Source organism: Mycobacterium venezuelense, assembly GCF_054919535.1.
Window position 1 is genome coordinate 75,150 of record NZ_JBONDW010000022.1, and the last position, 25,451, is coordinate 100,600.

The window sequence follows — 25,451 nt, forward strand, 5'->3', positions numbered from 1 at the left end:
ATGCGGATAGGAGTTCTCACCGGCGGTGGTGACTGTCCTGGCCTGAACGCGGTGATCCGGGCGGTGGTGCGCACATGCGACCAGCGGTACGGATCGTCCGTCGTCGGGTTCCTCGACGGTTGGCGCGGTCTCCTGGAGGACCGCCGAATCCAGCTGGCCAATGACGACCGCAACGACCGGCTGCTCGCCAAGGGCGGCACGGTCCTCGGCACTGCGCGGGTCAACCCGGACAAGCTGCGCGCCGGGCTGGACCAGATCAAGCAGACGTTGGAGGACAACGGCATCGACGTGCTCATCCCGATCGGGGGTGAGGGCACGCTCACGGCTGCCCACTGGCTGTCCGAGGAGAACGTCCCGGTGGTCGGGGTTCCGAAGACCATCGACAACGACATCGATTGCACGGACGTGACATTCGGCCACGACACAGCGTTGCAGATCGCCACCGAGGCCATTGACCGGCTGCACAGCACCGCGGAGTCGCACCAGCGCGTGATGCTCGTCGAGGTGATGGGCCGGCATGCCGGCTGGATCGCGCTGAACGCCGGTTTGGCCTCGGGTGCGCATATGACGCTGATCCCTGAGCAGCCTTTCGACGTCGAAGAGGTGTGCCGGCTGGTCAAGAAGCGGTTCCAGCACGGTTCGTCACATTTCATCTGCGTGGTTGCCGAGGGCGCCAAGCCTGCCGAGGGCACCATGCAGCTGCGGCAGGGTGGCATGGACGAGTTCGGGCACGAGAAATTCACCGGTGTCGCACAGCAGTTGGCGCTCGAAGTCGAGAAGCGGATCAAGAAGGACGTGCGGGTCACCGTGCTCGGGCATGTCCAGCGCGGTGGCACGCCGACGGCCTATGACCGCGTGCTGGCCACCCGGTTCGGCGTGAACGCCGCCGACGCTGCGCACGCAGGCGAGTACGGGATGATGGTGTCGCTGCGTGGACAGGACATCGGGCGGGTGTCGCTCGCCGATGCGACACGTCAGCTCAAGCTCGTTCCGCAGAGCCGCTATGACGATGCCGTGGAGTTCTTCGGCTGAATCCTCTTGCGCGAGCAGACATGAACTCGCGCGAATCGGTGTCCGAAAGTGCGATTCTGTGTCTGCTCGCGGGCGTCTCTCACGCGCTCTTGAACGCTTCTCGGCGGATCGTCTGCCACAGCGTCGGCGTGTCGTTGACGGTCGAGACGGTCACGGTGTCGGACTTGCCGGGCCGATCGGCCAGCGTCAGCAGGTAGTGTGCGAGGTCGGTGCGGGACGTGAACATTCCGACCGGATCGACCTGTCCGGCAATGTAATCGGTGACATGGGGCAGATCGAAGAGCCCGGATGGCCGCACGATGGTCCAGTCGAGCCCGCTCGCCCTCACGATCTCCTCCATTCGCCGCTGATCGTCGTAGGTCGTCTTGCCGATCGTGTTCTTGATGACGGGCTCGAAGAACCGTAGCGCGAATGGCGCGCCGGTGCGGCCGGGGTAGTGCGCTACGGCGGTGGAGCTCACCACGGCGATACGCCGTACGCCGGCCTGCTTCATCGACGCCACGATGTTCGCCACGCCCGTCGAGTACGTGTCGATCGGCTGTCTGCTGAACGGCACTCCCAACGCCGACAGCACGGCATCGGCCCCGTCCAAGACGCCGTTGAGCGTCGCTCTGTTTCGGACGTCGGCTCCCGCAACCGACAGATGTCGGTCGGACAGTGGGAAGTCGCGTGGGTTGCGCGTCACTGCCACCGCGGTGTGGCCGGCATCGATGGCTTGGTGGCTCAGCACGCGCCCGGTCTGCCCGTTGGCGCCGAAGATGACGATTCTCATGGACGCTCCTAGATAGTCACTAATTATGATAATCACGCTACGTGACAATTATGGAGCGGGCTAGTGTCCTAGCCATGGCCGACGAGGCGACCGGCATTGCCGAATTGCATCAGCGCATCCCGTTCCTGCTCTCTCAGCTGGGTGTTTACCTGGCCGAGGACTTCGTGCAGCGATTGCGTCCGCATGGTGTGGGCCCGCGGACTTATGCGGTGCTGATGGCCTTGAGTGCCGAGGATGGCCAGTCGCAGCGGCAACTCTCCGACCGGCTGGGCATACATCGCAACGCGATGGTCAACGTGGTGGACAAGCTCGAGGAGCAGGATTTGGTGGTCCGCAGGCCGCACCCCGGAGATCGGCGGGCGTTCGCCGTCACTCTGACCGACAAAGCCCGCCGAATTCTGCCTGATCTGGACGCCCACGGCCGGGCTCAGGAAGCCGAGGTCACCGCGGTGCTGACGGCGGATGAGCGGGCGTCATTCCTGGCGCTGTTGCAGCAGGTGTCGACGGGCTTGGGGCTGAGCCCGGGTGTGCATCCCAAGCTGGCCGAGGGCTGATCCTAAAATTGCGGCATGACCGTTGCCTCCACCGCTGAACTCGTTGACTACGACGATGTGATCGCGCGCTACGAACCCGTGATGGGCATGGAGGTGCATGTCGAGCTGTCGACGGCCACCAAGATGTTCTGCGGTTGTGCCAACCGGTTCGGCGCCGAGCCCAACACACTCGTCTGTCCCGTGTGCCTCGGGCTGCCCGGATCGTTGCCGGTACTCAACCAGGCGGCGGTGGAATCGGCGATCCGGATCGGCCTGGCGTTGAATTGCCAGATTGCGCCGTGGGGCCGGTTCGCCCGCAAGAACTACTTCTATCCGGACCAGCCGAAGAACTATCAGATATCGCAGTACGACGAGCCCATCGCGATCAACGGCTACCTCGATGTGCCGCTCGACGACGGCACCACCTGGCGGGTCGAGATCGAGCGTGCCCACATGGAGGAGGACACCGGCAAGCTGACCCACCTCGGCAGCGACACCGGCCGGATCGCAGGCGCGACGACATCGCTCGCGGACTACAACCGTGCCGGTGTGCCGTTGATCGAGATCGTCACCAAGCCGATCGAGGGGACGGGTGCCCGGGCGCCCGAGATCGCCCGCGCCTATGTGACCGCGCTGCGGGACCTCTTGCGTGCCTTGGGGGTTTCCGACGTCCGCATGGATCAGGGCTCGATGCGCTGCGACTCCAACCTTTCACTGAAGCCGGTCGGCGCGGCCGAGTTCGGCACGCGCACCGAGACCAAGAACGTCAACTCGCTGCGTAGCGTCGAGGTCGCTGTTCGATACGAGATGCGCCGTCAGGCAGCGGTTCTCGATTCCGGCGGCAAGGTCACGCAGGAGACGCGGCACTTCCACGAGGACGGCTACACGTCGCCGGGCCGCAGCAAAGAGACGGCCCAGGACTATCGGTATTTCCCCGAGCCCGATCTGGAGCCCGTCGCGCCGAGCGCCGAGCTGGTCGAGCAGCTGCGCGAGACGATCCCCGAGCTTCCCTGGTTGTCGCGCAAGCGGATTCAGGAGGAGTGGGGGATCTCCGACGAGGTGATGCGCGACCTGGTCAACAACGGTGCCATCGACCTGGTCGCAGCGACCGTCGCCCACGGCGCCTCCAGCGAGCAGGCCCGCGCTTGGTGGGGCAACTTCCTCGTGCAGAAGGCCAACGAGGCGGGAGTCGAACTCGAGGCGCTCGCGATCACGCCGGCTCAGGTGGCAGCGGTCGTCAAGCTGGTCGACGAGGGCAAGCTGTCGAACAAGTTGGCCCGCCAGGTCGTCGAAGGTGTACTCGCCGGTGAGGGGGAACCCGAGCAGGTGATGACCGATCGCGGATTGGCACTGGTGCGCGACGATTCGGTGATCCAGGCCGCCGTCGACGATGCGCTCGCGGCCAATCCCGATGTGGCCGAGAAGATCCGGGGCGGCAAGGTGCAGGCGGCCGGCGCGATCGTCGGTGCGGTCATGAAGGCCACCAAGGGTTCGGCCGACGCGGCCCGGGTTCGTGAGTTGGTGCTCGCGGCCTGCGGCCAGTCCGGATAGAGCGCCGGGTCAGCGGGGCTGGCCGGCGAACATGGTCATCGCGACGGCGGCGTACTGCTCGAGCCGCTCGCGCGGATAGCGCTCCGGGTCGTTGACGGCGAGCCGGCCGAGCATCTCGGCGAACGACAGCATGGTGTGGCCGAGCAGCACCGGGTCGAGGTCGGCCAGCCGCGGATCAAGGGCCGTACCGGCTTTCGCGAATTCCTCGGCCTGGGCGATGATCCGGGAGCGAGCATTGCGGACCGCGGCGCGATAGTCGCGCGGCGCGTTGTCGGGAACCGTCAGGATCAGCCGCCATCGGGTCGGGTTCTCCAGCACCGACCGGAGGAAGGCCGAGACCGTCGCGGTGTAGGCGCCCGTGGGTCCGGCTATCGACAGATCCGCCGGCATCGCGGCGCGTACCTGCTCGATCCCGTATCGGTGCTCGCGGGTGAGCAGTGCGGTGACGAGTTCGGCTCTCGTCCGAAAAGCGGTGTAGAGGACTGGTTTGCCGACGCCGGCCGCCTCGGCCACGGCTTCCATGCTCAGCTCGTGCAAAGGGCAATCATCAAGGACGGTCAACGCCGCATCGAGCAGTTGCTGGCGCCGTTGCTCACGCGGTAGCCGCGGCGCATATCTGCGGCGTTGGCGGTCAGGCACCCGGGTAATAGTACGTCATGTCAATTTCGGTGCGTGCGACGATCGTGACAATTTGCATCCATCCTGTCACGATGCCTTCGCTGCGGCCGCTCGGCGGCGGGCGGCCCCGATCATCTGAAAAGCCTTGTGTATCAGGTCTTATCGGCGTTGGTCCGCGGGAAACCGCCGCCCTGTGGGAAGAGTGGGAACACCACGTCGTCGAGTTTCTCGGCATCTCCTGCCGTGCGGTTCACCGTCGCGCCCCAGACGTTTCCGTCGGGGGAGAGCTGCAACGCCCAGGCGTGCCCGCGGACGTTCTCCCGCAGCACTTCAGGGTCACCCGTGACGGCACCGGTGTCGGGCGCCAGTCGCACGGCGACCGTTTTCTTGGTGTTGACGAGGTTGACGAGCACGGTGCCGTCGAGCGCCGCGCAGCCGGCCACGCCGGGACGGTCCGGCCATGTCCACACCGTCGTGACCTTCGAATCCTTGGTCATGCGCTGCAGACGGTCCGCGGTCGGTGTGCGGTCGGTGATGTAGAGCGAGCCGTCGGAGGGATCGATGCACATGCCGCCGCCTGCTCCCATACCGCTCAGCGCGGTGGTGATCGGCGCCTGGTTGACCGTCGTGGGTTGTTCGATGCGCAGTACTTTGCCCGCCATCGACGCGGGATCGCCGGCCTGAGCCGGGTTTCCCGCATCGCCGGTCTGCACCAGCAGGGTGGTGGGGCTCGTGAAGATCAGCGACCCCATGTTTCCGGTCGCGCCTTTCGGGATCCCGGTCAGGATCGGCTTGGGCACGTCACCGTCGGCGATACGGACCACGCGGTTGTCGGTGGGGGTGCTGACGTAGGCGTACATCAGCCGGTCCTGCGAGTAGGTCGGTGACAGCACGATGTCCATCAACCCGCCGTCACCCGAGGGATCGACCGGGATCACGGTCTTGACCTTCGGTTCGGCCCGGACCGAAACCTCTTTCACGGCACCCGTCAGCCGCTCGGCGACCAGTGCGGACTGACTGTCGGGACCCATGATCAAACCGCTGGTGCTATCCAGGCAGCCCTGCATGACCCCGGGTGCCGGGCACTCCTTGGGGAACGGCTTGGCGGGCAGCGGCGGTGGGGGCGGCGGTGTCGACGTCGGCCCCGGCTGCATCTCGGGTTCGGTGGTGAACGGCTCGGATTGCGCGGCGTCGAACCGGGCACATCCCACCCCGACCAGCATCGCGGCGCACAGAATGGCGGCCACCCTCGTCATCCGCCCGCGCGATTTCATGTTCGCCAGATTACGGATTGCCCAGCGGTGCGCGCCACGCTGGGACTCGGTGCCGTCGCGAAGGCGGTCTAATACCAGGCGGAAGCGCCGCGGTAAATACCCGGATACCGACGAACTTGCACTTACCCTGGCAGCGTGACCAGTCACTCACAGGACCCGCTAGCTTGGCAGAGACCTGATCATTCAGGGCCAAACGATTCCGCCAGGCCCGCTGCGGCGAGCCTGGTCGACCCCGAAGACGATCTACCGTCGTCGACGTACGGCGGCGACTTCGAGACCACCGCCATACCGCGGTACGACTCGGCCAAAACTCCCGACCAACCGGCATTCAGCATGGTCGGCGATCCAGAGCCGCTGCCGTACATACAGCCCGGCGCGCGCGCTCCCCTCGGGCCCTTCGCGGCCGAACCGACCGAGATCGAACGTGACGAGGTCATCGACGATCGGGTGCGCGCCGCCGGACGGCGCGGCACCCAGGACCTCGGGCTGCTCATTCTGCGGCTGGCGGTCGGCGGGCTACTGCTCCTGCACGGCCTGCAGAAGGCGTTCGGGTGGTGGGGCGGTCCCGGTCTCGACGGTTTCAACACCTCACTGGGTGAGATGGGCTTCAAGTACGCCGACATCGTGACCTACGTGGCCACCGTCGGGCAGATCGCGGCAGGCGTGCTGCTGATTCTGGGCCTGTTCACGCCGATCGCCGCGGCCGGGGCGCTGGCGTACCTGATCAACGGAGTGCTGGCCGAGGCGATGGCCGCCCATGAGCAAGCCAGACTCTCGGAGTTCCTCACCGACGGACACGAATACCGGCTCATCGTGGTCGTCGCGACCGCCGCGATCATCCTGACCGGTCCGGGACGCTACGGATTCGACGCCGGACGCGGTTGGGCCCGGCGTCCCTTCGTCGGTTCGTTCGTGGCGCTGCTGCTCGGAATCGGGGCAGGCATCGGCATCTGGGTGCTGCTCAACGGCGGCAACCCCTTGGGCTGAACAGCGTCCGTCGCTCACGCGTACGGGTTGGGCACGCGCCCGCCGCTGACCTCGGCCAGCAGCGGCAACGTTGCGAAGGTGACGCCGGGCAGGCGCAGGTCAGAGCCGTCTGTGCGATGGGCGATCGCCCACGACGAGCGGTCGAACCGCAGCCCTTCGATGTCACCCCATGGCACCGTCTCACTGCCGAGCAGCGTTCGCGCGGTCACCTTTTCCTCATCGGCCACGGTGCGATAGCGGATGATCGCCACGGACAGCGCGATCGGAATGACCAGAAGCGGGGCGAACCACTCGGGTTCGGTGAATACCAGTGCCAGCAGGCCGAGTGCGAAAAACCCGACCGCAAAGTGCGCCATGGGAGATATCCGGAGGACGACGGGGGCGGTAGCGGATCGTGCACTCACGTCCTCCATCCTTGCACCCGTCGGCTGACGCACCTGCTGCCCGCCCAGGTGGGCCCCTATGAATTTGACCTTCGACCAGTGCGGCAGCTACCGTCAACGGTTATGCGGACCCCGGAGTTGCTCGTAGTAATTGGTTGGCGCGTTGATGCCGCGCTGGCCCTTTGCCGGGCATAGCCAACAGCATCGACGCGCCACCCTCGTACAGCAGCCTGCTGACGGGGGTTTTTTGTTGCCTTCAGGCGCGCCAGCCATCATTACAACCACCGAACAGACATAAGAGGACATCGTGAGCGCACCGACAACGCGACCGCCGCAACGGCCGGCCACTGCGCCGGCGAACGGCGCCGCCGCAGCCAAGTCCCCAGCCGGTTCCGACCAAGCCGAGCCCAAGCGGATCGCACCGCAGCAGCTCACCGGGGCGCAAGCCGTCATCCGGTCGTTGGAGGAACTCGGCGTCGACGTCATCTTCGGGATCCCCGGCGGTGCTGTACTGCCGGTCTACGATCCGCTGTTCGATTCGCAGAAGCTGCGTCACGTGCTCGTCCGCCACGAGCAGGGCGCGGGCCATGCGGCCAGCGGATACGCCCACGCCACCGGCAAAGTCGGCGTCATGATGGCGACCTCGGGGCCCGGTGCCACCAATCTGGTGACCCCGCTGGCCGACGCGCAGATGGACTCGATCCCGGTCGTCGCGATCACCGGGCAGGTCGGGCGTGGGCTGATCGGCACCGACGCCTTCCAGGAAGCCGACATCTCCGGCATCACCATGCCGATCACCAAGCACAACTTCCTGGTCCGCGACGGTGACGACATCCCACGCGTGCTCGCCGAGGCATTCCACATCGCGCGCAGTGGCAGGCCCGGCGCGGTCCTCGTCGACATCCCGAAGGACATCCTGCAGGGGCAGTGCACGTTCAGCTGGCCGCCGCGCATCGATCTGCCCGGTTACAAGCCGAACACCAAGCCGCACAATCGCCAGATCCGCGAGGCCGCCAAGCTGATCGAACAGGCCCGCAAGCCGGTGCTCTACGTCGGTGGCGGCGTGATCCGCGGTGAGGCCAGCGCCGAGCTGCTCGACCTCGCCGAACTGACCGGCATCCCGGTGGTGACGACGCTGATGGCACGCGGCGCCTTCCCCGACAGCCACCCGCAGAACCTCGGCATGCCCGGTATGCACGGCACCGTCGCTGCTGTGGCGGCACTGCAGCGCAGTGACCTCCTGATCGCATTGGGCACGCGGTTCGACGACCGCGTCACCGGCAAACTCGACTCGTTCGCGCCCGGTGCCAAGGTGATCCACGCCGACATCGACCCTGCCGAGATCGGCAAGAACCGCCATGCCGATGTGCCGATCGTGGGCGACGTGAAAGCCGTCATCGCCGAGCTGATCGATTCCCTGCGCAAGACCGGGATCAACGCGGGCACACTGAAGCTCGACAACTGGTGGGAGTACCTGTCCAGCATCAAGGCGACCTACCCGCTCAGTTACGGTCCGCAGAGCGACGGAAGCCTGTCGCCGGAGTACGTGATCGAGAAGCTGGGCCAGATCGCCGGTCCGGAGGCCGTGTACGTCGCGGGTGTGGGTCAGCACCAGATGTGGGCCGCCCAGTTCATCTCCTACGAGAATCCGAAGACGTGGCTCAACTCGGGAGGCCTTGGCACCATGGGCTTCGCCGTGCCCGCCGCGATGGGCGCGAAGTTCGCCCGTCCGGAGGCCGAGGTGTGGGCGATCGACGGTGACGGCTGCTTCCAGATGACCAATCAGGAACTGGCCACCTGCGCCGTCGAGGGCGCGCCCATCAAGGTCGCGTTGATCAACAACGGCAACCTGGGCATGGTGCGTCAGTGGCAGACGCTGTTCTACGACGAGCGCTACAGCCAGACCGACTTGGCCACGCACTCGCGGCGGATCCCGGACTTCGTCAAGCTCGCCGAGGCCTTGGGCTGCGTCGGATTGCGTTGCGAGCGAGCCGAAGACGTCGAAGACGTAATCAACCAGGCTCGCGCCATCAACGACCGTCCGGTGGTGATCGACTTCATCGTGGGCGCCGACGCCCAGGTGTGGCCGATGGTCGCCGCCGGCACCAGCAACGACGAAATCATGGCGGCGCGCGACATTCGGCCGCTGTTCGACGATGACACCGAGGGACACGCCTGACATGAGCAACGCAACCCCCACACATACGTTGTCGGTGCTCGTCGAGGACAAGCCCGGTGTCCTGGCCCGCGTGGCGTCACTGTTCTCGCGGCGTGGTTACAACATCCAGTCCCTGGCGGTCGGCGCGACCGAGCAGAAGGACATGTCGCGCATGACGATCGTGGTCAACGTCGAAGAATCGCCGTTGGAGCAGATCACCAAGCAGCTGAACAAGCTGATCAACGTGATCAAGATCGTCGAGCAGGAGGACGACAACTCGGTTGCCCGCGAGCTCGCACTGATCAAGGTGCGCGCCGATGCGGGAACCCGGGGCCAGGTCATCGAAGCGGTGAACTTGTTCCGCGCCAAAGTCGTTGATGTCTCGACCGAGTCGCTGACGGTCGAGGCAACGGGCACGCCGGGAAAGCTGGAAGCCCTGCTGCGGGTTCTGGAGCCTTACGGCATCAGGGAGCTCGCGCAGTCCGGTGTGGTGTCGGTGTCCCGCGGTCCACGCGGCATCGGCACCGTGAAGTAGCGTCAAATGGCTGTATAGCTAGAAAGAAGGAAATTCACGCAATGGCAGTTGAGATGTTCTACGACGACGACGCGGACCTGTCGATCATTCAGGGCCGCAAGGTCGCCGTGATCGGCTATGGCAGCCAGGGGCATGCGCATTCGCTTTCGCTGCGCGACTCGGGCGTGCAGGTGAAGGTCGGCCTCAAAGAGGGTTCGAAGTCCCGCGAGAAGGTCGCCGAGCAGGGTCTGGAGGTCGACACTCCGGCTGAGGTCGCCAAGTGGGCTGACGTCATCATGCTGCTCGCGCCCGACACCGCGCAGGCCGAGATCTTCAAGAATGACATCGAGCCCAACCTCGAGGACGGCAACGCGCTGTTCTTCGGCCACGGCCTCAACATCCACTTCGGGCTGATCAAGGCCCCGGCGAACGTCACCGTCGGCATGGTGGCCCCCAAGGGCCCCGGCCACCTGGTGCGCCGTCAGTTCGTCGACGGCAAGGGCGTGCCGTGCCTGATCGCCATCGACCAGGATCCCAAGGGCGAGGGTCAGGCTCTGGCGCTGTCGTATGCCGCCGCGATCGGCGGTGCGCGCGCCGGCGTCATCAAGACGACGTTCAAGGAAGAGACCGAGACCGACCTGTTCGGTGAGCAAGCCGTGTTGTGCGGTGGCACCGAGGAACTGGTCAAGACCGGTTTCGAGGTCATGGTCGAGGCGGGCTACGCCCCGGAGATGGCCTACTTCGAGGTGCTGCACGAGCTCAAGCTCATCGTCGATCTGATGTACGAGGGCGGCATCGCCCGGATGAATTACTCGGTGTCCGACACCGCTGAGTTCGGCGGCTACCTGTCGGGTCCGCGCGTCATCGACGCAGGTACCAAGGAGCGCATGCGCGACATCCTCAAGGACATCCAGGACGGCACGTTCGTCAAGCGCCTGGTCGCCAACGTCGAGGGCGGCAACAAGGAACTCGAGGACCTGCGCAAGAAGAACGCCGAGCACCCGATCGAGGTCACCGGCAAGAAGCTGCGCGACCTGATGAGCTGGGTCGACCGGCCGATCACCGAAACGGCCTGATTTCCGACGCCGACTGGCCAGTTATTGCACGCCCAACTCGAAAGAGCGTGTGATAACTGGCCTTTCGCGTTTCAGATGAGGGTGTAACCGATACCGGCCATGGCGCGCGTCACGCTTCGGCCCTCTGCACTGCCGGGCAGCTTGTGGCTCGTGTCGACCTGCAGGCCTTCGCCGGTCACGCCGTAGAGCTCCGTCGACACCGGATCGTCGGGCTCTGCCGGCTCGATACGACCGTCTGGGTAGATGGCTTGCGCGCGCATCGCCCACATCGTCTGCGAAGCCGCCACGACGTTGTAGCCGCACAGCGGCGGGTTCACGTGATACAGCTGCATATCGCCGACGGCCATGAGTTTCATGACCCAATCCGTATGCGGCACTGATCCCACGAAGCGTGCGGTTCCCCCGGTCTCCACACACCGAATCTAATCGGCCGTGGCGGGGGAGCAGTGCACCAATCTAGGAGCTCTCTCGACGCCGACTTCTGGTGAGCTGCACGGGGTCGAGATCGGGGCTCGACCACGTTGCGGCCATGGCCAGGCTGTCGGCACGGCCCGAGTGCACGTGATGGAACGCCGACTCCGCCGCGCGGTCGGCGTCGTGATCGGCGATTGCAGCGAGTAGTTCTTCGTGTTCGCGGCACTGCACGCCCGGGTCGCGGTCTTTGGTGAGATGAAAGAGCCACTGCGTGCGCGCCTCGAGCGGCCGCAACATCGTCTCGAGTAGGGGATTGGCGGCGAGTTCGACGATGACGCCGTGGAATCGGGCGTTGGCGGCTGCGATCGCCGGCTTGTTCTTACGTTTTGTGGCCTGGCGCGCGATGTCCAGCTGGAGAGCGAGAGCATCCAGGCCGTCCTGGTCTGCGCGCTCGGCCGCCAGCCGGGCTGCCAGCACTTCGAGGCTCTCCCGGACGTCGAACAGGTCGCGCACGTCATCGACGGTGAACGGTGAGACGATCGTGCCCTGGTGTGGCACCGTCACCACCAACCCGTCCTGCTGAAGACGCTGCAGCGCCTCGCGTAGCGGGATCCGGGACACCGCGAGCTCCTCGGCCAGGTCACGTTCGATCAGCCGAGTTCCCGGAGCCAACTCCAATCCCACGATGCGCGCACGGAGTTCGTCATAGGCCCGCTCGCGCAAGGGTTTCCGGCTCGCGTCGGTCACTGTGACAGTCAACCATCGGCCTTTCTCTCTACGGCTGTTGTCAGCATAGCCGCTGCCACGTTAGCGGTATACCAGTAACGCGACGCTAACGAGATCGCAATTCCGGGGAAATGGCTCGCCCGCACACTTCTCCTAACGGTATACCGCTAAATCGGTAAGCCCCTGAACGCAGGAGAAGTCCATGAAGGTCACCAATCCACCGAAGGTTCTCACCATGGCGGCCGCGGGTCTGCTCGCACTGAGTGCGACTGCCTGCGGCGCATCGGATTCGGGCTCGAGCAATGACGACGCGTTGTCCGTCGGCGTCTTCCTGCCTGGCTCGATCAACGACACGGGTTTCATGCAGTCGGGCTACCTGGGCTTCCAGCGTGTGCAAGAGAAGTACGGCGATCAGGTCGAGGCCAGCTACGTGGAGCAGGTCGCGGCTGCTGACTATCAGCAGGCCTTGCAGCGCTTCGCATCCCAGAACGATCTGGTGATCTCGGTGGGCGGACAGACCGACGCGGACGTCCGCAAGGTCGCTCCGCAGTTCCCCGACGTCAAGTTCGTCGAGATCGGCGGTCCGTCAGATGCCGAGCCGATGCCCAACCTTGCCTACTACGACCCCCAGCAGGCCGAGGCTGAGTTCGTGTCCGGCGCGGCGGCAGCGGCCTCGTCGAAGAAGGGAACCGTCGGGTTCGTCGGAGGTGTTGAACTGCCCGCGATTGTCAACGCCGCCAACGCATTCGGCAACGGAGCCCGGTTCGCCCGGCCGGATGTCAAGGTGCTCGCACCGCAGTACGTCGGCGACTTCAACGATCCCGCCAAAGCCAAGCAGGCCGCCGCGACCGCGTATGCCGCCGGTGCCGACGTGCTCAGCCAGATCGTCAATCTCGGCAAACAGGGCATGGAACAGGCGGCCAAGGAGTCGGGTAACCGGATGAGTGGCGGCCCGATACCCGGCGATTGTGCCAACCCCACCTACACCGGCTTTGTCCGTACCGACATCGGAACCGAGATCGAATACGCGGTGTCCTCGGTGCTCGACGGTACCTGGAAGGCCGAACAGGTTCCGTTCGGGCTCACCTCCGACAAGGGTGGCACCGACTACATCGTCTGCGCGGACGAACCCGCCGTAGCCGCCGCGGTTTCCAACGCGAAGTCGGCTCTCGTCTCCGGCTCGGCCAAACCCTACTGACGGCAGGCGCACTCCATGACCATCGCCGCAGAGACAACGGCTCCAGATGCCACCGCGATGCTCACCATGACCGGAGTCGGGAAATCATTCGGCCCGGTACGAGCTCTCGACGGCGTCACTCTTACCGTCAAACCGCGCTCCGTGCACTGCATCCTCGGCGAGAACGGCGCAGGCAAATCGACACTGTGCAACAGCATCTACGGCACGGTGTCCCCCGACACGGGCAGCATGACGCTCGCCGGTGCCGACTACCGTCCGAACAACCCGGCAGAGGCGCTTTCGGCCGGCGTCGCGATGGTGCACCAGCACTTCTCACTGATACCCACGATGACCGTGGCCGACAATCTGCTGCTCGGCCGTGATGGATTCCGTCCGCCGCGAAATCAACTGTCGACTGATCTCGACCGCATCTCCGACAAGTACGGACTGAGTGTCGACCCCAAGGCCGTTGTCGGTGAGTTGACCGTCGGTGCACGGCAACGGGTCGAGATCGTCAAGGCCCTGTTGCGCGACCCTCGGTTGATACTGCTCGACGAACCCACCGCGGTACTGGATCCCGCCGAGATCGACGCACTCATCGACACGTGCGCGGCCCTGACCGCCGACGGCAAGTCGGTTGTGCTGATCACCCACAAGCTCGGTGAAGTGGCACGCGCCGCTGACGAAGCGACGGTCTTGCGGGCCGGGTCCGTGGTCGGTGGCGGAGTGCTCTCGCAGGTCTCGCTGTCTGCTCTGACGCAGCTCATGCTCGGCGATTCGACACCGCTGCAGCCCATCCCGCGGCGCAGAACCAGCACCGGTCCCGGCGGCGGCCTTTCGGTGCGCGCACTGAACCTCACCCGCTCCGACGGCAGTGCCGCACTGGCGAATGTCAACCTCACGGTCGAGCGCGGTGAGATCGTCGGAATCGCCGGGGTCGAGGGCAACGGACAGTCCGAATTGACTGCCGTGCTGTCGGGTTCGCTCAAGCCCGACAGCGGGAATGTGCTCGTCGACGGCGTCGACCTCGCCGACGCCTCGCCGGCTCGCCGCACCCGCACCGGGATGGCGGTGATACCGGAAGACCGGCACGCCGAGGGCATCATCGGCGAACTGTCCATCGCCGAGAACATGGCCATGCCCCGGCTCTCGAAGTACCGGAGATGGGGTCTGCTCGACCGGGCCCGGATGCGTGCAGACGCCTCGGCTGCCATCACGGACTACTCGATAAAGACCTCGGGCCCGGACGCACAACTGCGCTCGCTGTCTGGCGGGAACCAACAGAAGGTAGTACTCGCTCGCGAACTGTCGACGGACGGGCTTCGCGTCGTCGTCGCGGCACAACCGACCCGCGGACTCGACGCAGGCGCCGTCGCGTTCGTCCTGGACCGCCTGCGCACCGCCGCCGACGACGGCGCCGCGGTACTGATCACCTCAACCGAGGTCGACGAACTCCTCGCGGTGTGCGACCGGATCGTCGTGGCCTATCGCGGGGCCCTACACGGATCGGTGAGAACCGATTCACCCACCGCTGCAAGAGAAATCGGCGTTCTCATGATGGGAGTGCCGGCATGACCGCGATGTCTCTCAACCCCCGTCACCCGGTGGTGGTAGCGGTTGCTGCCCTCGTCGTCTCCGCACTCGTCGGCCTCGCCCTGTCGGCAGCCGCGGGGGCCAACCCCTTCGACGTGATCGACGCACTGGTCGAAGGCACGCTCGGATCGCCTTTCGCGATCGGGACGTCGCTGAACAACGCCGCTGTCCTGATGCTGGTCGCGGCGGGTTTCACCATCGCCTACCGCGCCGGGCTGGTCAACGTGGGTGGCGAAGGGCAACTCTGCCTCGGCGGAATCGCGGCAACCGCGGTCGGTGTGACGTTGTCCGACGACATGCCGCTGCCCGTCGGATTGGCGCTCACCCTGGCGGCTGCCGCACTCGCGGGTGCCGGCTGGGCCGCGATCGCCGCCTGGCTGCGGATCCGGCGGGGGACGAGCGAGATCATCACGACGCTGCTGCTGAACTTCGTCGGTCTGGCATTGGTGGTGCTGATGGTTCAGGAGCCGGCGCTGTTGCGCCAACCGATGACCTCATCCGAGACCCTTCCGCAGTCCGAGCCGCTGGCGCAGGCCACGCATCTGCCGCTGCTCGGCCTGCACAAGAATCCAGCGACCATCGCAATCGTGCTCGCCCTGATACTGGTGGCCGCAGTGGGAGTCATGTTGCGTCACAGCGCTATCGGATTGCGTCTTCGGGCCGTTGGCCTGTCCGGCGGCGCGTCCCTGCGGCTCGGCGTACCCGTCGAACGCACGGCGTTTCTCGGACTCACCACCGCAGGTGCCTTTTCTGGTTCAGCCGGTGGTCTGTTGGTGACGACGGCGCCGTTCATCCTGGCCGAGGGGTTCTCGTCGGGGTTCGGCTTCAGCGGCCTCGTCGTGGGCCTGCTGGCACGTGGTTCCATGGCGGCCGTTGCTGCGGTCTCGCTCCTGTTCGGGTTCCTCGTGTCGGGCGGCATCAATCTCCAGCTGGCCGCCGGGGTGCCCGCCTCGACCATGACCGTGGTGCAGGCCGTTCTCATCATCCTCATCGCGGGTGCGGCGTGGTGGACGACCACGGCGCGCTCTGCCCGCCGGCACACCCGCGTCGAACCCGCAGCGCCCCGTACCGAGGAAGTGCCCGCATGAACACGTCGATGATCACCGAAATCGTTTCCAGTGGAGTGGCATTCGCGATACCGCTGTTGCTCGCCGCGGCCGGCGAGTCGATCAGCGAACGCGCCGGGGTGCTCAACCTGAGCATGGAGGGAATGATGCTGACGGGTGCATTCGCCAGCGTGCTCGGCTCGGTCAGCACCGGCTCGGCAATGGTCGGTGCCGTCGCAGGCATCGTGGCAGGCCTGATCTTCGGACTGGCGCAGGCGTTCTGGAGTGTCCGGTTGCGCGCCGACCAGATCGTCGTCGGCGTCGCGGCCAACGCGCTTGCACTGGGGCTGACCACGTTCGGGGCCCGGATCCTGCTCGGCGACGGAAAAGGGCATGACGTTCCCGCCTTTGGCGACGTAGCCATCCCCGTGTTGAGCGATCTGCCGATCATCGGGCCCGCGCTCTTCGGTCAAACCCTGCTCGGGTACATCTGTGTGGCCGCGATCGTGGCGCTGACCGTGCTGTTCTCCAACCGCACCATGGTGGGCATGCGTGTCGACGCGGTGGGAGAGGGCGCGGTGTCGGCGGGCTGGACAGGACTGCCGGTCAACGGGATTCGTGTGATCGGCGTACTCGTTGCCTCGGGCGCCGGAGGCCTGGCCGGCGCGCAGCTGGCATTGTCCGAGGTCCGCTCGTTCAGCGAGAACATGACCGCAGGCATGGGTTATCTCGCCGTGGTCGCGGTGATCGCCGGACGCTGGCGGGTGACGGGAATCCTCTGGGCGGCCCTGTTCTTCGGGGTCGCCAGGGCGATGCAGTTCGCGTTGCCCGCGGTAGGCGTGCACATACCGTATGCCGTGCTGGTGATGCTGCCCTACCTCATCGCGATCGTCGCGATCAGTGGTTTTGTCGGCGGTCGCAAGGCGCCGTCCTGCCTGACCGTTCCCTACGTCGGTCGCGTCTGACCCGAATCTGAAAGGCAACAACTCATGACCCTCGTGCTCACGCACTCCGACGTCGCGGCGCTCATCGACCGGTCGGTGGTCTACGACGCGGTCGAGCGCGCCCACGTCGACCTGTCGACCGGCACGGCGACAAATCCCGCACCCCCCGTGCTGCCCATGGACCATGGAGCAGCAGCGCTCCCGATGGTCGCGGCCGCGACCCGTCAGCGCGCGAGCGCCGTGAAGATGTTGTCGGACATGCCGTTCAACCGGGCGGCCGGATTGCCCACTCAGCGTTCGACGATTGTGCTGATGTCGGCGTCGACCGGGGAATGCGAAGCCGTCCTCGACGGCAGGCTCATCACCGCGATCCGCACCGCGGCCGCCAGTGGGGTCGCCACCGCACACCTCGCGCGGACATCGAGTACGTCGCTCGGACTGATCGGCGCAGGCACCCTCGCGGTCGAGCATGTCCGCGCGATCGCCCGGATCCGGCCGATCGAGAAGGTGTTCGTGTGGTCGCGCAGTCGGGCGACGGTCGACGAATTCTGCGAACGCGTCGCAGATCTCGATCTCGTCGTCGAACCTGCCGAGACAGTACGCCATGTGGTCTCGGCGGCCGACATCGTGTGCACGCTAACGCCATCTCGCGATCCGATCGTCGAAGGTGGCTGGTTCCGGCCCGGTTTGCACGTCAACGCCGTCGGCGCACCGCCGCGCGCCGACCATCGCGAGATCGACGGCGCCGGTATGGCCGCCGCGACGCTCATCGTCGACAGCAGGCCCACTGCGCTGGCCAAGTCCGGCGACGTCTTGTTGGCGATCAGCGAAGGCCACCTCACCGCGGCGGAAGTCGCAACCGAACTCGGCGACGTCATCGTCGATCCTGTGCTCGGGCGCGCGGGCGAGGACGACATCACGTTGTTCAACTCAGTGGGTATCGGCCTACAGGACCTCGTCACTGCCCGAAGCCTTGTCGACACCGCCGTCGAACGCGGCATCGGTACGCGCGTGGATATGAGCGCGTAAACCCGATGGGTCGCTCAACCCCCCAATCGGTCCGCAATGGCGACAACCCGGCGCGCGAGGTGGTCGAGGGCGTTGTTGGTGGTGTCGTCGAACGCGGAGATGTTCTCGCGGTTGGCGACCAGTCCCACCCCATAGGGATTGCCGTCGTTGAACTTGACGGGGTCGGTGTAGCCGGGCGGCACGATGATTCCGCCGAAGTGCATCAACGACACATACAGGTTGAGCAGTGTGGATTCCTGACCGCCGTGAACGGTTTGGGCGGAGGTGAACGCGGCATAGACCTTGTCGGCCAGCTTGCCCTGTGCCCACAAGCCGCCGAGTGAGTCGATGAAGGCCCGGAACTGCGCTGTCGGCGAACCGAATCGGGTGGGGGAGCCGAAGATCACCGCATCGGCCCACACGATGTCGTCGCCCGTGGCAGCCGGTTGATCCTTGGTGGCTTCGTAATTGGCGGTCCAGGCGGGATTCTGGGCGAACGTCTGCGGATCCAGGGTTTCGGCGATGTGGCGCAAACGCACTTCGGCGCCTGCCGATTCCGCTGCGGTGGCGACGCGCTTCGCCATGGTGGTGCCGTGGCCGGTGGCCGAATAGTAGATGACTGACAGTTTGGTCACGGGTTCAGTCTAGGAAGTGCCTTCATTGCGAACATGCTGATGCATCGAACGGTTGTGAGTGGGTAACCAGGGGGGATGGCGGTCGCTACAACTGACGAGTTGGTGGTCTTGCTCGATGAGGCGGGAGCCGCCATCGGGTCTGCGCACAAGGCCACGGTCCATCATCGGGACACCCCGTTGCACCTCGGGTTCTCCTGTTATCTCTTCGACGACGACGGATGTGTTCTGCTGACGCGCCGCTCGCTGCGAAAGCGCACGTGGCCGGGGGTGTGGACGAACTCGTTCTGCGGACACCCCGCGCCCGACGAGGAGCTGTCGGCAGCCGTGGCTCGGCGCGCGCGTCAGGAGCTCGGCGTGACGATCGATACGCCGACGTGCGTTCTTCCGGATTTCCGGTATCGCGCCGTCGCACCTGACGGCACCGTGGAAAACGAGATCTGCCCGGTGTTTTGGGCCAGGGTCGACGGAGCGGTCACGCCAGCGGCGGACGAGACCATGGATGCCCGCTGGGTGCCTTGGCAGGATCTGTGTACTGCGGCGGCGCTGGCGTGGGCGATCAGCCCGTGGGCGGCTGAGCAGGTTCCACTGCTTGAGCGGGCCGGCCTGTTCGAGCAGGTGTGCTGAGCGTGCGGCGCCGACGCAGCTCGAACAACCGCTCGGCGTAGGCGAGGTCGTCACGCCACAGCCGAGCCGCTGTGTATCGCATGAACGGCGTGAGCATCGGTGCGGCGCGCGTTGCATGGCGGAATCCGTTGCGGTCGGAATGCGCGATGACCGCTTCGACGACAGCGGTGCGGGGCAGCCCGTCGGGGCCCGAACCCACGGGGGTGGCGTGGGTCTCGACCACGCTGCCGCTGCCCTCGCCGTCGATGATGCGCATCAGGATCGTACGTGGCTCAGGGCTGACGAATTCGGCGATCACCGGCACGCCGAACCTGCCCATCCGGAAGGTGACGGCCACCGTCAGGCGATCGTGACCATCGGGCAGATCCGCGGTCGCCGGCGGCGAATGCAGCACATCGAGTTTGGTGAACGAGTATGGGTGGAACCACGATCCGTGCCACGGGTCGAGCCGGTTCGCGATCACGTCGGCGGGCTCACACGTGCCCGTCAGGCGTGCGACGGCCGCTATGGCAGGCGGCCTCGGCCGGTGCACGATCACCGGCTCGTCCGTCGGCGTCTCGCCACCGACGTGGTCGAGCCGAACCCACACCAGCACACCGTCGTCGAAGCTCGGATACGGCTTCCAGCCCGCTTGGCGGCGGCCGGTCAGGCGCAGCCCATGCCATGGGCAGATCAGCGCGCCGCAGTCGACTTTTCCTGTGGACAAGTCCGCACCCAGATGCGGGCATTCGGCGGGACCGACAAGCATCGTGCCGCGGTCGTCGCGCCACGCCACCAACTCCGTTCCGGCGACATTGGTGCCGAACGGCTTTCGGGCCACGTCGCTGCTGGCGCCGAACACATACCAGTTGCCGCTCGGTCGCCGCTGGGAACGAGAAAGCGCGGCGCGGATGACGGCAGGCGACGCGTCGGCATGGGTGGGGCGCTGGCCGGCCCAGTGCAATCGGGGAAGCGTCTCGAACGGCCAGGCCTTGGCCAGCTGCGAGCGCAGATCCCGGAAAGTCGTCATGCTGAAACGCTCCTCCGCTGTCCGGCAAGTCGTCGCAGCACCGCGGAGCGCCCCTCGACAGGCACGGTGTGCAACTGGTGACCTCGTATACCGAATTGCGCCAGGATCGCGTTCGCCGCCGCCCATCCGGTGGTGGCGGCGCGTTCCATGAGCGCGACGGGAAGGTCGATGCGGATGCCGTCACCGGCCAGCACCACGTTCTCGTGCGGGGTGGTGACCGTCGGTCTGGACGCGAAATCGCCAGGCGCGAACCGCGGGCAGTCCTGCCGGTACAGCACGCGCTCGTCGACGATCCCGGCCGCGGCGGTCTCCGGATATATCTCGTGCAGGCGGCCCAGAAGACGCTCGCGCAGACCCTCGTCGGCACCCTCGGCGGCATACGCGTGCAGTTCGAGCACCGAACCGCCAGTGTGTCGGCACCATTCGGCTGCCTCGCGCTCGTAGCGCTCCAGCACGCTGACGTTGTCGAGCGGTGGCCGGCCACCGGTGCCCAGAAAAGCCGGACGGTCGGCACGCACGGGACGGTCCAACCACAGCCGCTGGACGACGAACGGCGGTGCCGTTCCCATGTTTTCGATCGACGCGCGCCACGCGGCGTCTCCCAGCGCTGGCGAGGCCGCGACGATGCGCTGCAGCCCGCTCACGTCGGTCGCGAGCACGACCGCCTCGGCCGCAACCTCGGTGCCCGCGTCCGTGGTTCCCACGGTCACCCGGCCTGCCGGATCGACCGCGGTCACCGATGCTTCGGTGCGGAACTGCACACCGAGCGACTCCAGGTACGCCCGGAGGGGATTCCACAGTGCGTCATCGAAGTTCGAGTTCGCGACATCGAAGACGAGACCTTCACTGGAGCCCAGGAAGTAGATGTGGAACATAGTGGCAAGCTCGGCGGCCGACAGCTCGGCGGGCTTGGCGAAGAAGCTGCGGGAGAACACTTCGAACGCGAGATGGCGCGCGGCCTGAGGGAAGTTGATGTCGCGAAGGAACTCCTCGGCGTTGCGGTGATCGAGGCTGTCGTAGGTTCCGGGCACTGACACGTCGGCCAACGGCGCCGCGGCACGGGCGTTGAGCCGAACCAGGTCACGCAGCCGGAAGGTGGGGCTGCGCAGCGCGAACATCACCGCATTGAACGGCGGCACCGTGGGCAGCCCGCGGAACGTGTCGCGCCTGCCCTGCGCGTCGACGAGCGGGTAGTCCTCGACGGGCACCAGCATGGAGAGGCCGTCGTCGATGCGCTCAAGCAACGCGCGCAGGTTGTAGTACTGGCGGAAGAACGCGTGGAACCCGCGGTTCATGGCCGCCTCGGAACCGTCGCGGAGCACGTCGGGCCAGCCCGCGACGCGCCCCCCGAGATAACGTTCGCGTTCGACGACCGTGACGTCTATTCCACGTTCGGCGAGACCGGTGGCGGCAGCCAACCCGGCGATGCCTGCCCCGACCACGACGACTCGGGGTCGACTTTCAAGAGCGCCGGCGTGCGGCGCGCCGGATGGCGCGGGAAGCGTGACTCGCCGGCTGTCGGTCATCGTGGCGACTCCGCGAGGAGAGTATGTACCACGCCGCGCTGCCAGCCGGACACCGTCGCGCTGCGGGCATTGACGAAACCGGTGTCGCGCAACCTGTTCAGGAATGCCGAAACCCCGTCGAAGCCGTTGACGCTGTCGCGCAGATAGCGGTACAGCGAGGCGTCGCCGGTGCGGATCCGTCCCATCGGGATGATGATCGCGGTGCTTACGAGGTTCCACATCACCCTGGCAGACCGCGAATCGCGCACCGAGTACTCATGCACGGCCAGCGTCGAACCGGGCCGCAACAAATCCCGGAAGGTGCGCAGTACGGTGTCCGGGTCGGCGAGATTGCGCACGAGGTAGGCCGCGAATATCCCGTCGAACGGCCCGCGCACGCCGTTCTCCGCCAACTGCTCGACGTAGGACTGCGCGAAGGACACCGACGCGGGCCAGTCCTTCGCTCGCGCCTGCGCCAGCATGCCCGCCGACCCGTCGACGGCGACGATCTCGGCGTGCGGTGCCGCGGCCAGCAGCGCCGCCGTGGAAGCGCCCGTGCCGCAACCGGCGTCGAGTAGACGCAGGCCACGCCCGCCATCTGGCAGGGCCATCCGGCGCGCCGAGAGCCGAAGATGGTCGTGATAGCCGGGATTGGCGTCCACCAGCCCGTCGTAGGCGGCCGCGCCAGCGTCGAACGCCGCGGGTACGTCACGCCGAACGTTCACCGTCCGCCTCCTTCGTGTACCGCTTGCGCTGGTGCTGCCAGATAATCAGGACGGCGGTCACCATCGCCCAGCCGAACAGAAAATCCTCGACCGGTATGTCCCACGGGAATAGGATGCCCGTGGTGTGCCGGTCGTCGTAGAGGACGATCGGAGCACTGAGCTTCGTCAGCCAACCGTCCACCGGGATCTGGAAGCCGAGGACGATCGCCATCGAGATCCAATAGGTCGCCGTCCGGAAGATGCCGGTGCGAAACACCTTCAACTCCAACGCGATGACCACGACGACGGCGATCACCGCGGGCAGCGTGTAACCGAGCCCGTTCACGTCCGCACCTCCCGGCGACGCGACCAGAGTTGCAGCCCCTTGTGCAGCAGGTTCTCCACCGCGGTGAAAGTGAGCAGGCCGCACAGCGGGATCACAATGAAAAACAGCAGTTCCTCCAGCGGCATCACGCCGAAGAGGTCGATGCCGCTGACGTAGCGCGGGTTGTAGGTCCACACGTCGGCGCCGATCGCCAGCAGATCCCAGACCACGAACACCGCGGCCACCGGCAGCACCGCGCGAGCCGTCCGGCCCGGGCGTCGGTAGACGCCGGTTCCGAGGAACTCCAGGGGAAGGGTGATCAGCAGACACGCGCCGAGCACGAGCAGATAGTGCCAGCGGTCCACTCTCACGACCTCCGGTCGAACAGCCGCGCGCGCCAGGCCCCGGTCAGACCGTTCGCGGCCACGGCCAGGCGGCGCCCGGTGCCGACCGTGGCGCGCTGACTGAAGACGGCGAACTCGATGGCCTCGATGCGGTCGAGGATTTCGGAGTACAACGTCAGCGCCGCGGTGATGCAGGGCCGCGACCGTGGTTCGAGCATGCCGATACCGCGCTGGGCGTATGCGTACACCCGACGCGTGATCGCGTGTTGTTCGACGAGTGCACGCCGAACCCGTTGATCGGTGCGCCGATTGGCGTGACACCACTCGAGCACGTCGCGGTCGACGTTGTAAGCCGACAGTTCATCGGCTGGAAGGTAAACCCGGCCGAGTTCGAGGTCCTCGTCGATGTCACGCAGGAAGTTGGTGAGCTGGAACGCTTTTCCGAGACCGGCGGCATACGGCGCGGCCTCCTCGCGTGGCACCACGGTGCCGAGCACCGGCAGCATCTGAAGTCCGATCACCTCCGCCGATCCGTACATGTACCGGTTCAGCGCGGCGCGATCGGCGTAGTCGGTCACGGTCAGGTCCATCCGCATGGACTGCAGGAAGTCGTCGAACAATTGCCAGTCGATCCCGTAGGTGCGCGCCGCGTGCACCACGGCGGCCAGGGTGGGATCGTCGCCCGAGCACTCATTTTTGACCAGACGCTTGAACAGGTCGGTCCCCAGATTCTCGAGCCTGCGCGCGCGATCCTCGGTGCTGGCGCCGTCGAAGTCGTCGAGGATGTCGTCGGCATGCCGGGCGAAGCCGTACAACGCGTGCACCGCGGGCCGCTGATCGGGTGCCAGCAGCCGGGTCGCCAGGAAGAACGTCCGGCCGTGCCGGGCATTGATCGCCCGGCAGCGTTCATATGCCTCGCGCAACTCGGGATCGCGTACGCCCGCCGCGTTCAGTTCTGATGAGATCATGTCACCACCGCCCGAGTGCGCTTGTCCAACAATGGGATACCGGTCACCCGGTCGGCGGCCAGCCGTCCGGAGATGACGGCGGTGGGTACGCCGACACCTGGGACCGTCGACGACCCGGCCAACACGACGTTGTCGATGCCACGCACGGTGTTGGCGGGGCGGAACGGACCCGTCTGGCTGAAGGTGTGCGCCAGGGCGAACGGCGTTCCGGCCGCCATTCCTTGTCTTTCCCAGTCCGCGGGGTCGACGACGTGCAGTAGCTCGGGCTCTTCGCCGACACCCGGCAACCGTTCGCGGACCGTATCGAGCATGTGCTGTACGTAGCCGGCGCGGGTGGCAGCCCAATCGATCGTGCTCACTGCGGTGTTCGGTGCGGGCGCCAGCACGTAGAGCAGATCCCGTTCGCTCGGGGCCAGCGTGGGATCGCTCGCGGTCGGACGGGTCACCAGCAGCGAAGGGTCGCCCATCACCCTGCCGTCTTCGATGATGTCGGCGAACGTCTGCCGCCAGGCGGCTCCGAACAAGATGTTGTGGTGTCCGGCGTGCCGCTCGGTGACGGCGCGGCAACCCACGTGTGCGACGACCGCCGAGGGGGCCGGGCGCAGCCGCATCGGCCGCCGCGGGGTGCGGCCCAGCAGGCGGTAGGTGTCGGGCAGTTCGGTCGTCAGCACCACCGCGTCGGCCTCAAACCGCTCGCCGGTGTCGGTGATGACCGCGCGCACCCGGTCATTTGATCTTTCGAGGCTCGATACCGTTGCGCCGTAGTGGAATTCGACTCCGGCGTCCGCAGCTGCCGCCGCCATCGCGTCGGGCAGTGCACGGACTCCGCCGGTGGGAAAATGGACACCGGCGACGGTGTCCATGTAGGCGATGATCGCGTAAACCGCGAGCGCCCGCTGCGGCGGAACGCCAACATAGAGCGCCTGGAAGGTGAAGAGACGCTTGAGACGTTCGTCGGTGATGAATCTGTTGACCACGGTGTCCCAGCGCCGGAACCCGCCAAGGGCGATCACCCGCGCGAGTTGAGGCGTGACAAGCGACAGCGGAGAGTCGAAGTTCGCGTCGATGAACCCGTCGAATTCGACCTGATACAGCCGCGACAGCCAGCGGCGCAATTCGAGGTAACCGTCGGCCTGACGGCGGTCGGTCAGTTTCTCGATCTCGGCGGCCATCGCGTCCGGGTTGCTGTGCACGTCGATGCGGCTACCGTCGGCGAACGCCGCGCGGTAGGCCGGCTCGACCGGCCGCAGTTCCATTCTCGATGCCAAGGATTCGCCGACTGCGTCGAAAGCCGCGTCGAGAATGTCAGGCATGGTGAGCACCGTGGGGCCGGTGTCGATCCGGTACCCGTTGACATCGCAGCGGCCCACGCGCCCGCCGGGGTGCGCGCCGCGATCCAGGACCGTCACCATGCGGCCCCGGCCGGCCAGATGCATGGCGGCCGAAAGCCCCGCCAGGCCGGCGCCGACGACCACCACCTTCTCGGTCGATCCCGTAACGGTGCGCATCACGCGACCCGATCGGCGCAGAT

The 25,451-nt window shown here is 66.4% G+C and carries 27 protein-coding genes; 13 read left to right on the forward strand and 14 right to left on the reverse strand.

What is annotated here, in order from left to right:
* Window positions 1-1,032 carry an ATP-dependent 6-phosphofructokinase gene (locus tag ACRCUN_RS28610; RefSeq protein WP_067853986.1) on the forward strand — a complete coding sequence of 344 codons (1,032 nt, stop codon included), beginning with the start codon at window positions 1-3 and terminating at the stop codon, window positions 1,030-1,032.
* A gap of 79 nt (window positions 1,033-1,111) precedes the next feature.
* Here the strand turns inward: ACRCUN_RS28610 and ACRCUN_RS28615 are convergent, their stop codons facing one another.
* Entirely contained in the window at window positions 1,112-1,804 is a 693-nt protein-coding gene (locus ACRCUN_RS28615) for an NAD(P)-dependent oxidoreductase (RefSeq protein ID WP_462144996.1), read from the reverse strand.
* A gap of 74 nt (window positions 1,805-1,878) precedes the next feature.
* Between ACRCUN_RS28615 and ACRCUN_RS28620 the strand changes: the two genes are divergently transcribed.
* Both ACRCUN_RS28620 and gatB read left to right on the forward strand, forming a co-directional pair.
* A complete protein-coding gene (locus ACRCUN_RS28620) occupies window positions 1,879-2,358 on the forward strand; it encodes a MarR family winged helix-turn-helix transcriptional regulator (RefSeq protein ID WP_462144997.1) in 480 nt (159 codons plus the stop codon).
* A gap of 15 nt (window positions 2,359-2,373) precedes the next feature.
* Complete coding sequence (gene gatB / locus ACRCUN_RS28625; protein WP_462144998.1) at window positions 2,374-3,888, forward strand: Asp-tRNA(Asn)/Glu-tRNA(Gln) amidotransferase subunit GatB; 1,515 nt, start codon at window positions 2,374-2,376, stop codon at window positions 3,886-3,888.
* A 9-nt stretch (window positions 3,889-3,897) separates the two neighbouring features.
* Here the strand turns inward: gatB and ACRCUN_RS28630 are convergent, their stop codons facing one another.
* Together ACRCUN_RS28630 and ACRCUN_RS28635 are read right to left on the reverse strand one after the other, a co-directional pair.
* Window positions 3,898-4,527 (reverse strand): TetR/AcrR family transcriptional regulator, encoded by a 630-nt coding sequence (locus ACRCUN_RS28630; RefSeq protein ID WP_462144999.1) that lies wholly within the window; start codon window positions 4,525-4,527, stop codon window positions 3,898-3,900.
* A gap of 131 nt (window positions 4,528-4,658) precedes the next feature.
* On the reverse strand, window positions 4,659-5,780 hold the full coding sequence (locus ACRCUN_RS28635; RefSeq protein ID WP_462145000.1) for a PQQ-dependent sugar dehydrogenase: 1,122 nt from the start codon (window positions 5,778-5,780) through the stop codon (window positions 4,659-4,661).
* A 135-nt stretch (window positions 5,781-5,915) separates the two neighbouring features.
* Between ACRCUN_RS28635 and ACRCUN_RS28640 the strand changes: the two genes are divergently transcribed.
* Window positions 5,916-6,767 carry a DoxX family protein gene (locus ACRCUN_RS28640; RefSeq protein WP_462145001.1) on the forward strand — a complete coding sequence of 284 codons (852 nt, stop codon included), beginning with the start codon at window positions 5,916-5,918 and terminating at the stop codon, window positions 6,765-6,767.
* Window positions 6,768-6,781: 14 nt separating this feature from the next.
* Here the strand turns inward: ACRCUN_RS28640 and ACRCUN_RS28645 are convergent, their stop codons facing one another.
* Window positions 6,782-7,180, reverse strand: a complete 399-nt coding sequence (locus ACRCUN_RS28645; RefSeq protein ID WP_462145002.1) for a PH domain-containing protein — start codon at window positions 7,178-7,180, stop codon at window positions 6,782-6,784.
* A 277-nt stretch (window positions 7,181-7,457) separates the two neighbouring features.
* Here ACRCUN_RS28645 and ACRCUN_RS28650 point away from each other — a divergent pair, with 277 nt between their 5' ends.
* The 3 genes from ACRCUN_RS28650 to ilvC are packed head-to-tail and all read left to right on the forward strand — an operon-like array spanning window position 7,458 to window position 10,898.
* Entirely contained in the window at window positions 7,458-9,329 is a 1,872-nt protein-coding gene (locus tag ACRCUN_RS28650) for an acetolactate synthase large subunit (RefSeq protein ID WP_462145003.1), read from the forward strand.
* 1 nt (window position 9,330) lies between these two features.
* A complete protein-coding gene (gene ilvN / locus ACRCUN_RS28655; protein WP_462145004.1) occupies window positions 9,331-9,843 on the forward strand; it encodes an acetolactate synthase small subunit in 513 nt (170 codons plus the stop codon).
* 53 nt (window positions 9,844-9,896) lie between these two features.
* Window positions 9,897-10,898, forward strand: a complete 1,002-nt coding sequence (gene ilvC, locus ACRCUN_RS28660) for a ketol-acid reductoisomerase (protein WP_267312647.1) — start codon at window positions 9,897-9,899, stop codon at window positions 10,896-10,898.
* Window positions 10,899-10,969: 71 nt separating this feature from the next.
* Here ilvC and ACRCUN_RS28665 read toward each other — a convergent pair whose 3' ends face one another.
* Complete coding sequence (locus tag ACRCUN_RS28665; RefSeq protein WP_462145005.1) at window positions 10,970-11,254, reverse strand: hypothetical protein; 285 nt, start codon at window positions 11,252-11,254, stop codon at window positions 10,970-10,972.
* Window positions 11,255-11,354: 100 nt separating this feature from the next.
* Window positions 11,355-12,059, reverse strand: a complete 705-nt coding sequence (locus tag ACRCUN_RS28670; RefSeq protein WP_462145006.1) for a GntR family transcriptional regulator — start codon at window positions 12,057-12,059, stop codon at window positions 11,355-11,357.
* Window positions 12,060-12,240: 181 nt separating this feature from the next.
* On the opposite strand from ACRCUN_RS28670, the gene ACRCUN_RS28675 reads away from it, so the two are divergent.
* The 5 genes from ACRCUN_RS28675 to ACRCUN_RS28695 are packed head-to-tail and all read left to right on the forward strand — an operon-like array spanning window position 12,241 to window position 17,827.
* Window positions 12,241-13,236 (forward strand): BMP family ABC transporter substrate-binding protein, encoded by a 996-nt coding sequence (locus ACRCUN_RS28675; RefSeq protein WP_462145007.1) that lies wholly within the window; start codon window positions 12,241-12,243, stop codon window positions 13,234-13,236.
* A gap of 15 nt (window positions 13,237-13,251) precedes the next feature.
* Window positions 13,252-14,790 (forward strand): ABC transporter ATP-binding protein, encoded by a 1,539-nt coding sequence (locus ACRCUN_RS28680; protein WP_462145008.1) that lies wholly within the window; start codon window positions 13,252-13,254, stop codon window positions 14,788-14,790.
* The gene (locus ACRCUN_RS28685; RefSeq protein WP_462145009.1) at window positions 14,787-15,896 is read left to right on the forward strand and encodes an ABC transporter permease; all 1,110 of its coding nucleotides are present in this window, start codon (window positions 14,787-14,789) and stop codon (window positions 15,894-15,896) included. The genes ACRCUN_RS28680 and ACRCUN_RS28685 overlap by 4 nt, the downstream gene beginning before the upstream one ends.
* A complete protein-coding gene (locus ACRCUN_RS28690; protein WP_462145010.1) occupies window positions 15,893-16,819 on the forward strand; it encodes an ABC transporter permease in 927 nt (308 codons plus the stop codon). The genes ACRCUN_RS28685 and ACRCUN_RS28690 overlap by 4 nt, the downstream gene beginning before the upstream one ends.
* A 24-nt stretch (window positions 16,820-16,843) precedes the next feature.
* On the forward strand, window positions 16,844-17,827 hold the full coding sequence (locus ACRCUN_RS28695; protein WP_462145011.1) for an ornithine cyclodeaminase family protein: 984 nt from the start codon (window positions 16,844-16,846) through the stop codon (window positions 17,825-17,827).
* A 14-nt stretch (window positions 17,828-17,841) separates the two neighbouring features.
* Here ACRCUN_RS28695 and wrbA read toward each other — a convergent pair whose 3' ends face one another.
* Window positions 17,842-18,441 carry an NAD(P)H:quinone oxidoreductase gene (gene wrbA, locus ACRCUN_RS28700; protein ID WP_462145012.1) on the reverse strand — a complete coding sequence of 200 codons (600 nt, stop codon included), beginning with the start codon at window positions 18,439-18,441 and terminating at the stop codon, window positions 17,842-17,844.
* A 75-nt stretch (window positions 18,442-18,516) separates the two neighbouring features.
* On the opposite strand from wrbA, the gene idi reads away from it, so the two are divergent.
* The gene (gene idi, locus ACRCUN_RS28705; protein WP_462145013.1) at window positions 18,517-19,065 is read left to right on the forward strand and encodes an isopentenyl-diphosphate Delta-isomerase; all 549 of its coding nucleotides are present in this window, start codon (window positions 18,517-18,519) and stop codon (window positions 19,063-19,065) included.
* Here idi and ACRCUN_RS28710 read toward each other — a convergent pair.
* The 7 genes from ACRCUN_RS28710 to crtI are packed head-to-tail and all read right to left on the reverse strand — an operon-like array spanning window position 18,998 to window position 25,428.
* Window positions 18,998-20,074 (reverse strand): Rieske (2Fe-2S) protein, encoded by a 1,077-nt coding sequence (locus ACRCUN_RS28710; protein ID WP_462145014.1) that lies wholly within the window; start codon window positions 20,072-20,074, stop codon window positions 18,998-19,000. The two genes, idi and ACRCUN_RS28710, sit on opposite strands and share 68 nt — an antisense overlap.
* A complete protein-coding gene (locus ACRCUN_RS28715) occupies window positions 20,071-21,600 on the reverse strand; it encodes an FAD-dependent oxidoreductase (RefSeq protein ID WP_462145015.1) in 1,530 nt (509 codons plus the stop codon). The genes ACRCUN_RS28710 and ACRCUN_RS28715 overlap by 4 nt, the downstream gene beginning before the upstream one ends.
* On the reverse strand, window positions 21,597-22,304 hold the full coding sequence (locus ACRCUN_RS28720) for a class I SAM-dependent methyltransferase (RefSeq protein WP_462145016.1): 708 nt from the start codon (window positions 22,302-22,304) through the stop codon (window positions 21,597-21,599). Before ACRCUN_RS28720 ends, ACRCUN_RS28715 begins: the two co-directional genes overlap by 4 nt.
* The gene (locus tag ACRCUN_RS28725; protein ID WP_462145017.1) at window positions 22,288-22,629 is read right to left on the reverse strand and encodes a lycopene cyclase domain-containing protein; all 342 of its coding nucleotides are present in this window, start codon (window positions 22,627-22,629) and stop codon (window positions 22,288-22,290) included. Before ACRCUN_RS28725 ends, ACRCUN_RS28720 begins: the two co-directional genes overlap by 17 nt.
* The gene (locus ACRCUN_RS28730; protein ID WP_462145018.1) at window positions 22,626-22,973 is read right to left on the reverse strand and encodes a lycopene cyclase domain-containing protein; all 348 of its coding nucleotides are present in this window, start codon (window positions 22,971-22,973) and stop codon (window positions 22,626-22,628) included. Before ACRCUN_RS28730 ends, ACRCUN_RS28725 begins: the two co-directional genes overlap by 4 nt.
* Before the next feature lie 2 nt (window positions 22,974-22,975).
* Window positions 22,976-23,920 carry a phytoene/squalene synthase family protein gene (locus tag ACRCUN_RS28735; protein ID WP_462145019.1) on the reverse strand — a complete coding sequence of 315 codons (945 nt, stop codon included), beginning with the start codon at window positions 23,918-23,920 and terminating at the stop codon, window positions 22,976-22,978.
* Window positions 23,917-25,428: a phytoene desaturase family protein gene (gene crtI, locus ACRCUN_RS28740; protein WP_462145020.1), complete on the reverse strand. Its 1,512-nt coding sequence runs from the start codon at window positions 25,426-25,428 to the stop codon at window positions 23,917-23,919. The genes ACRCUN_RS28735 and crtI overlap by 4 nt, the downstream gene beginning before the upstream one ends.
* Window positions 25,429-25,451: the final 23 nt, after the last annotated feature.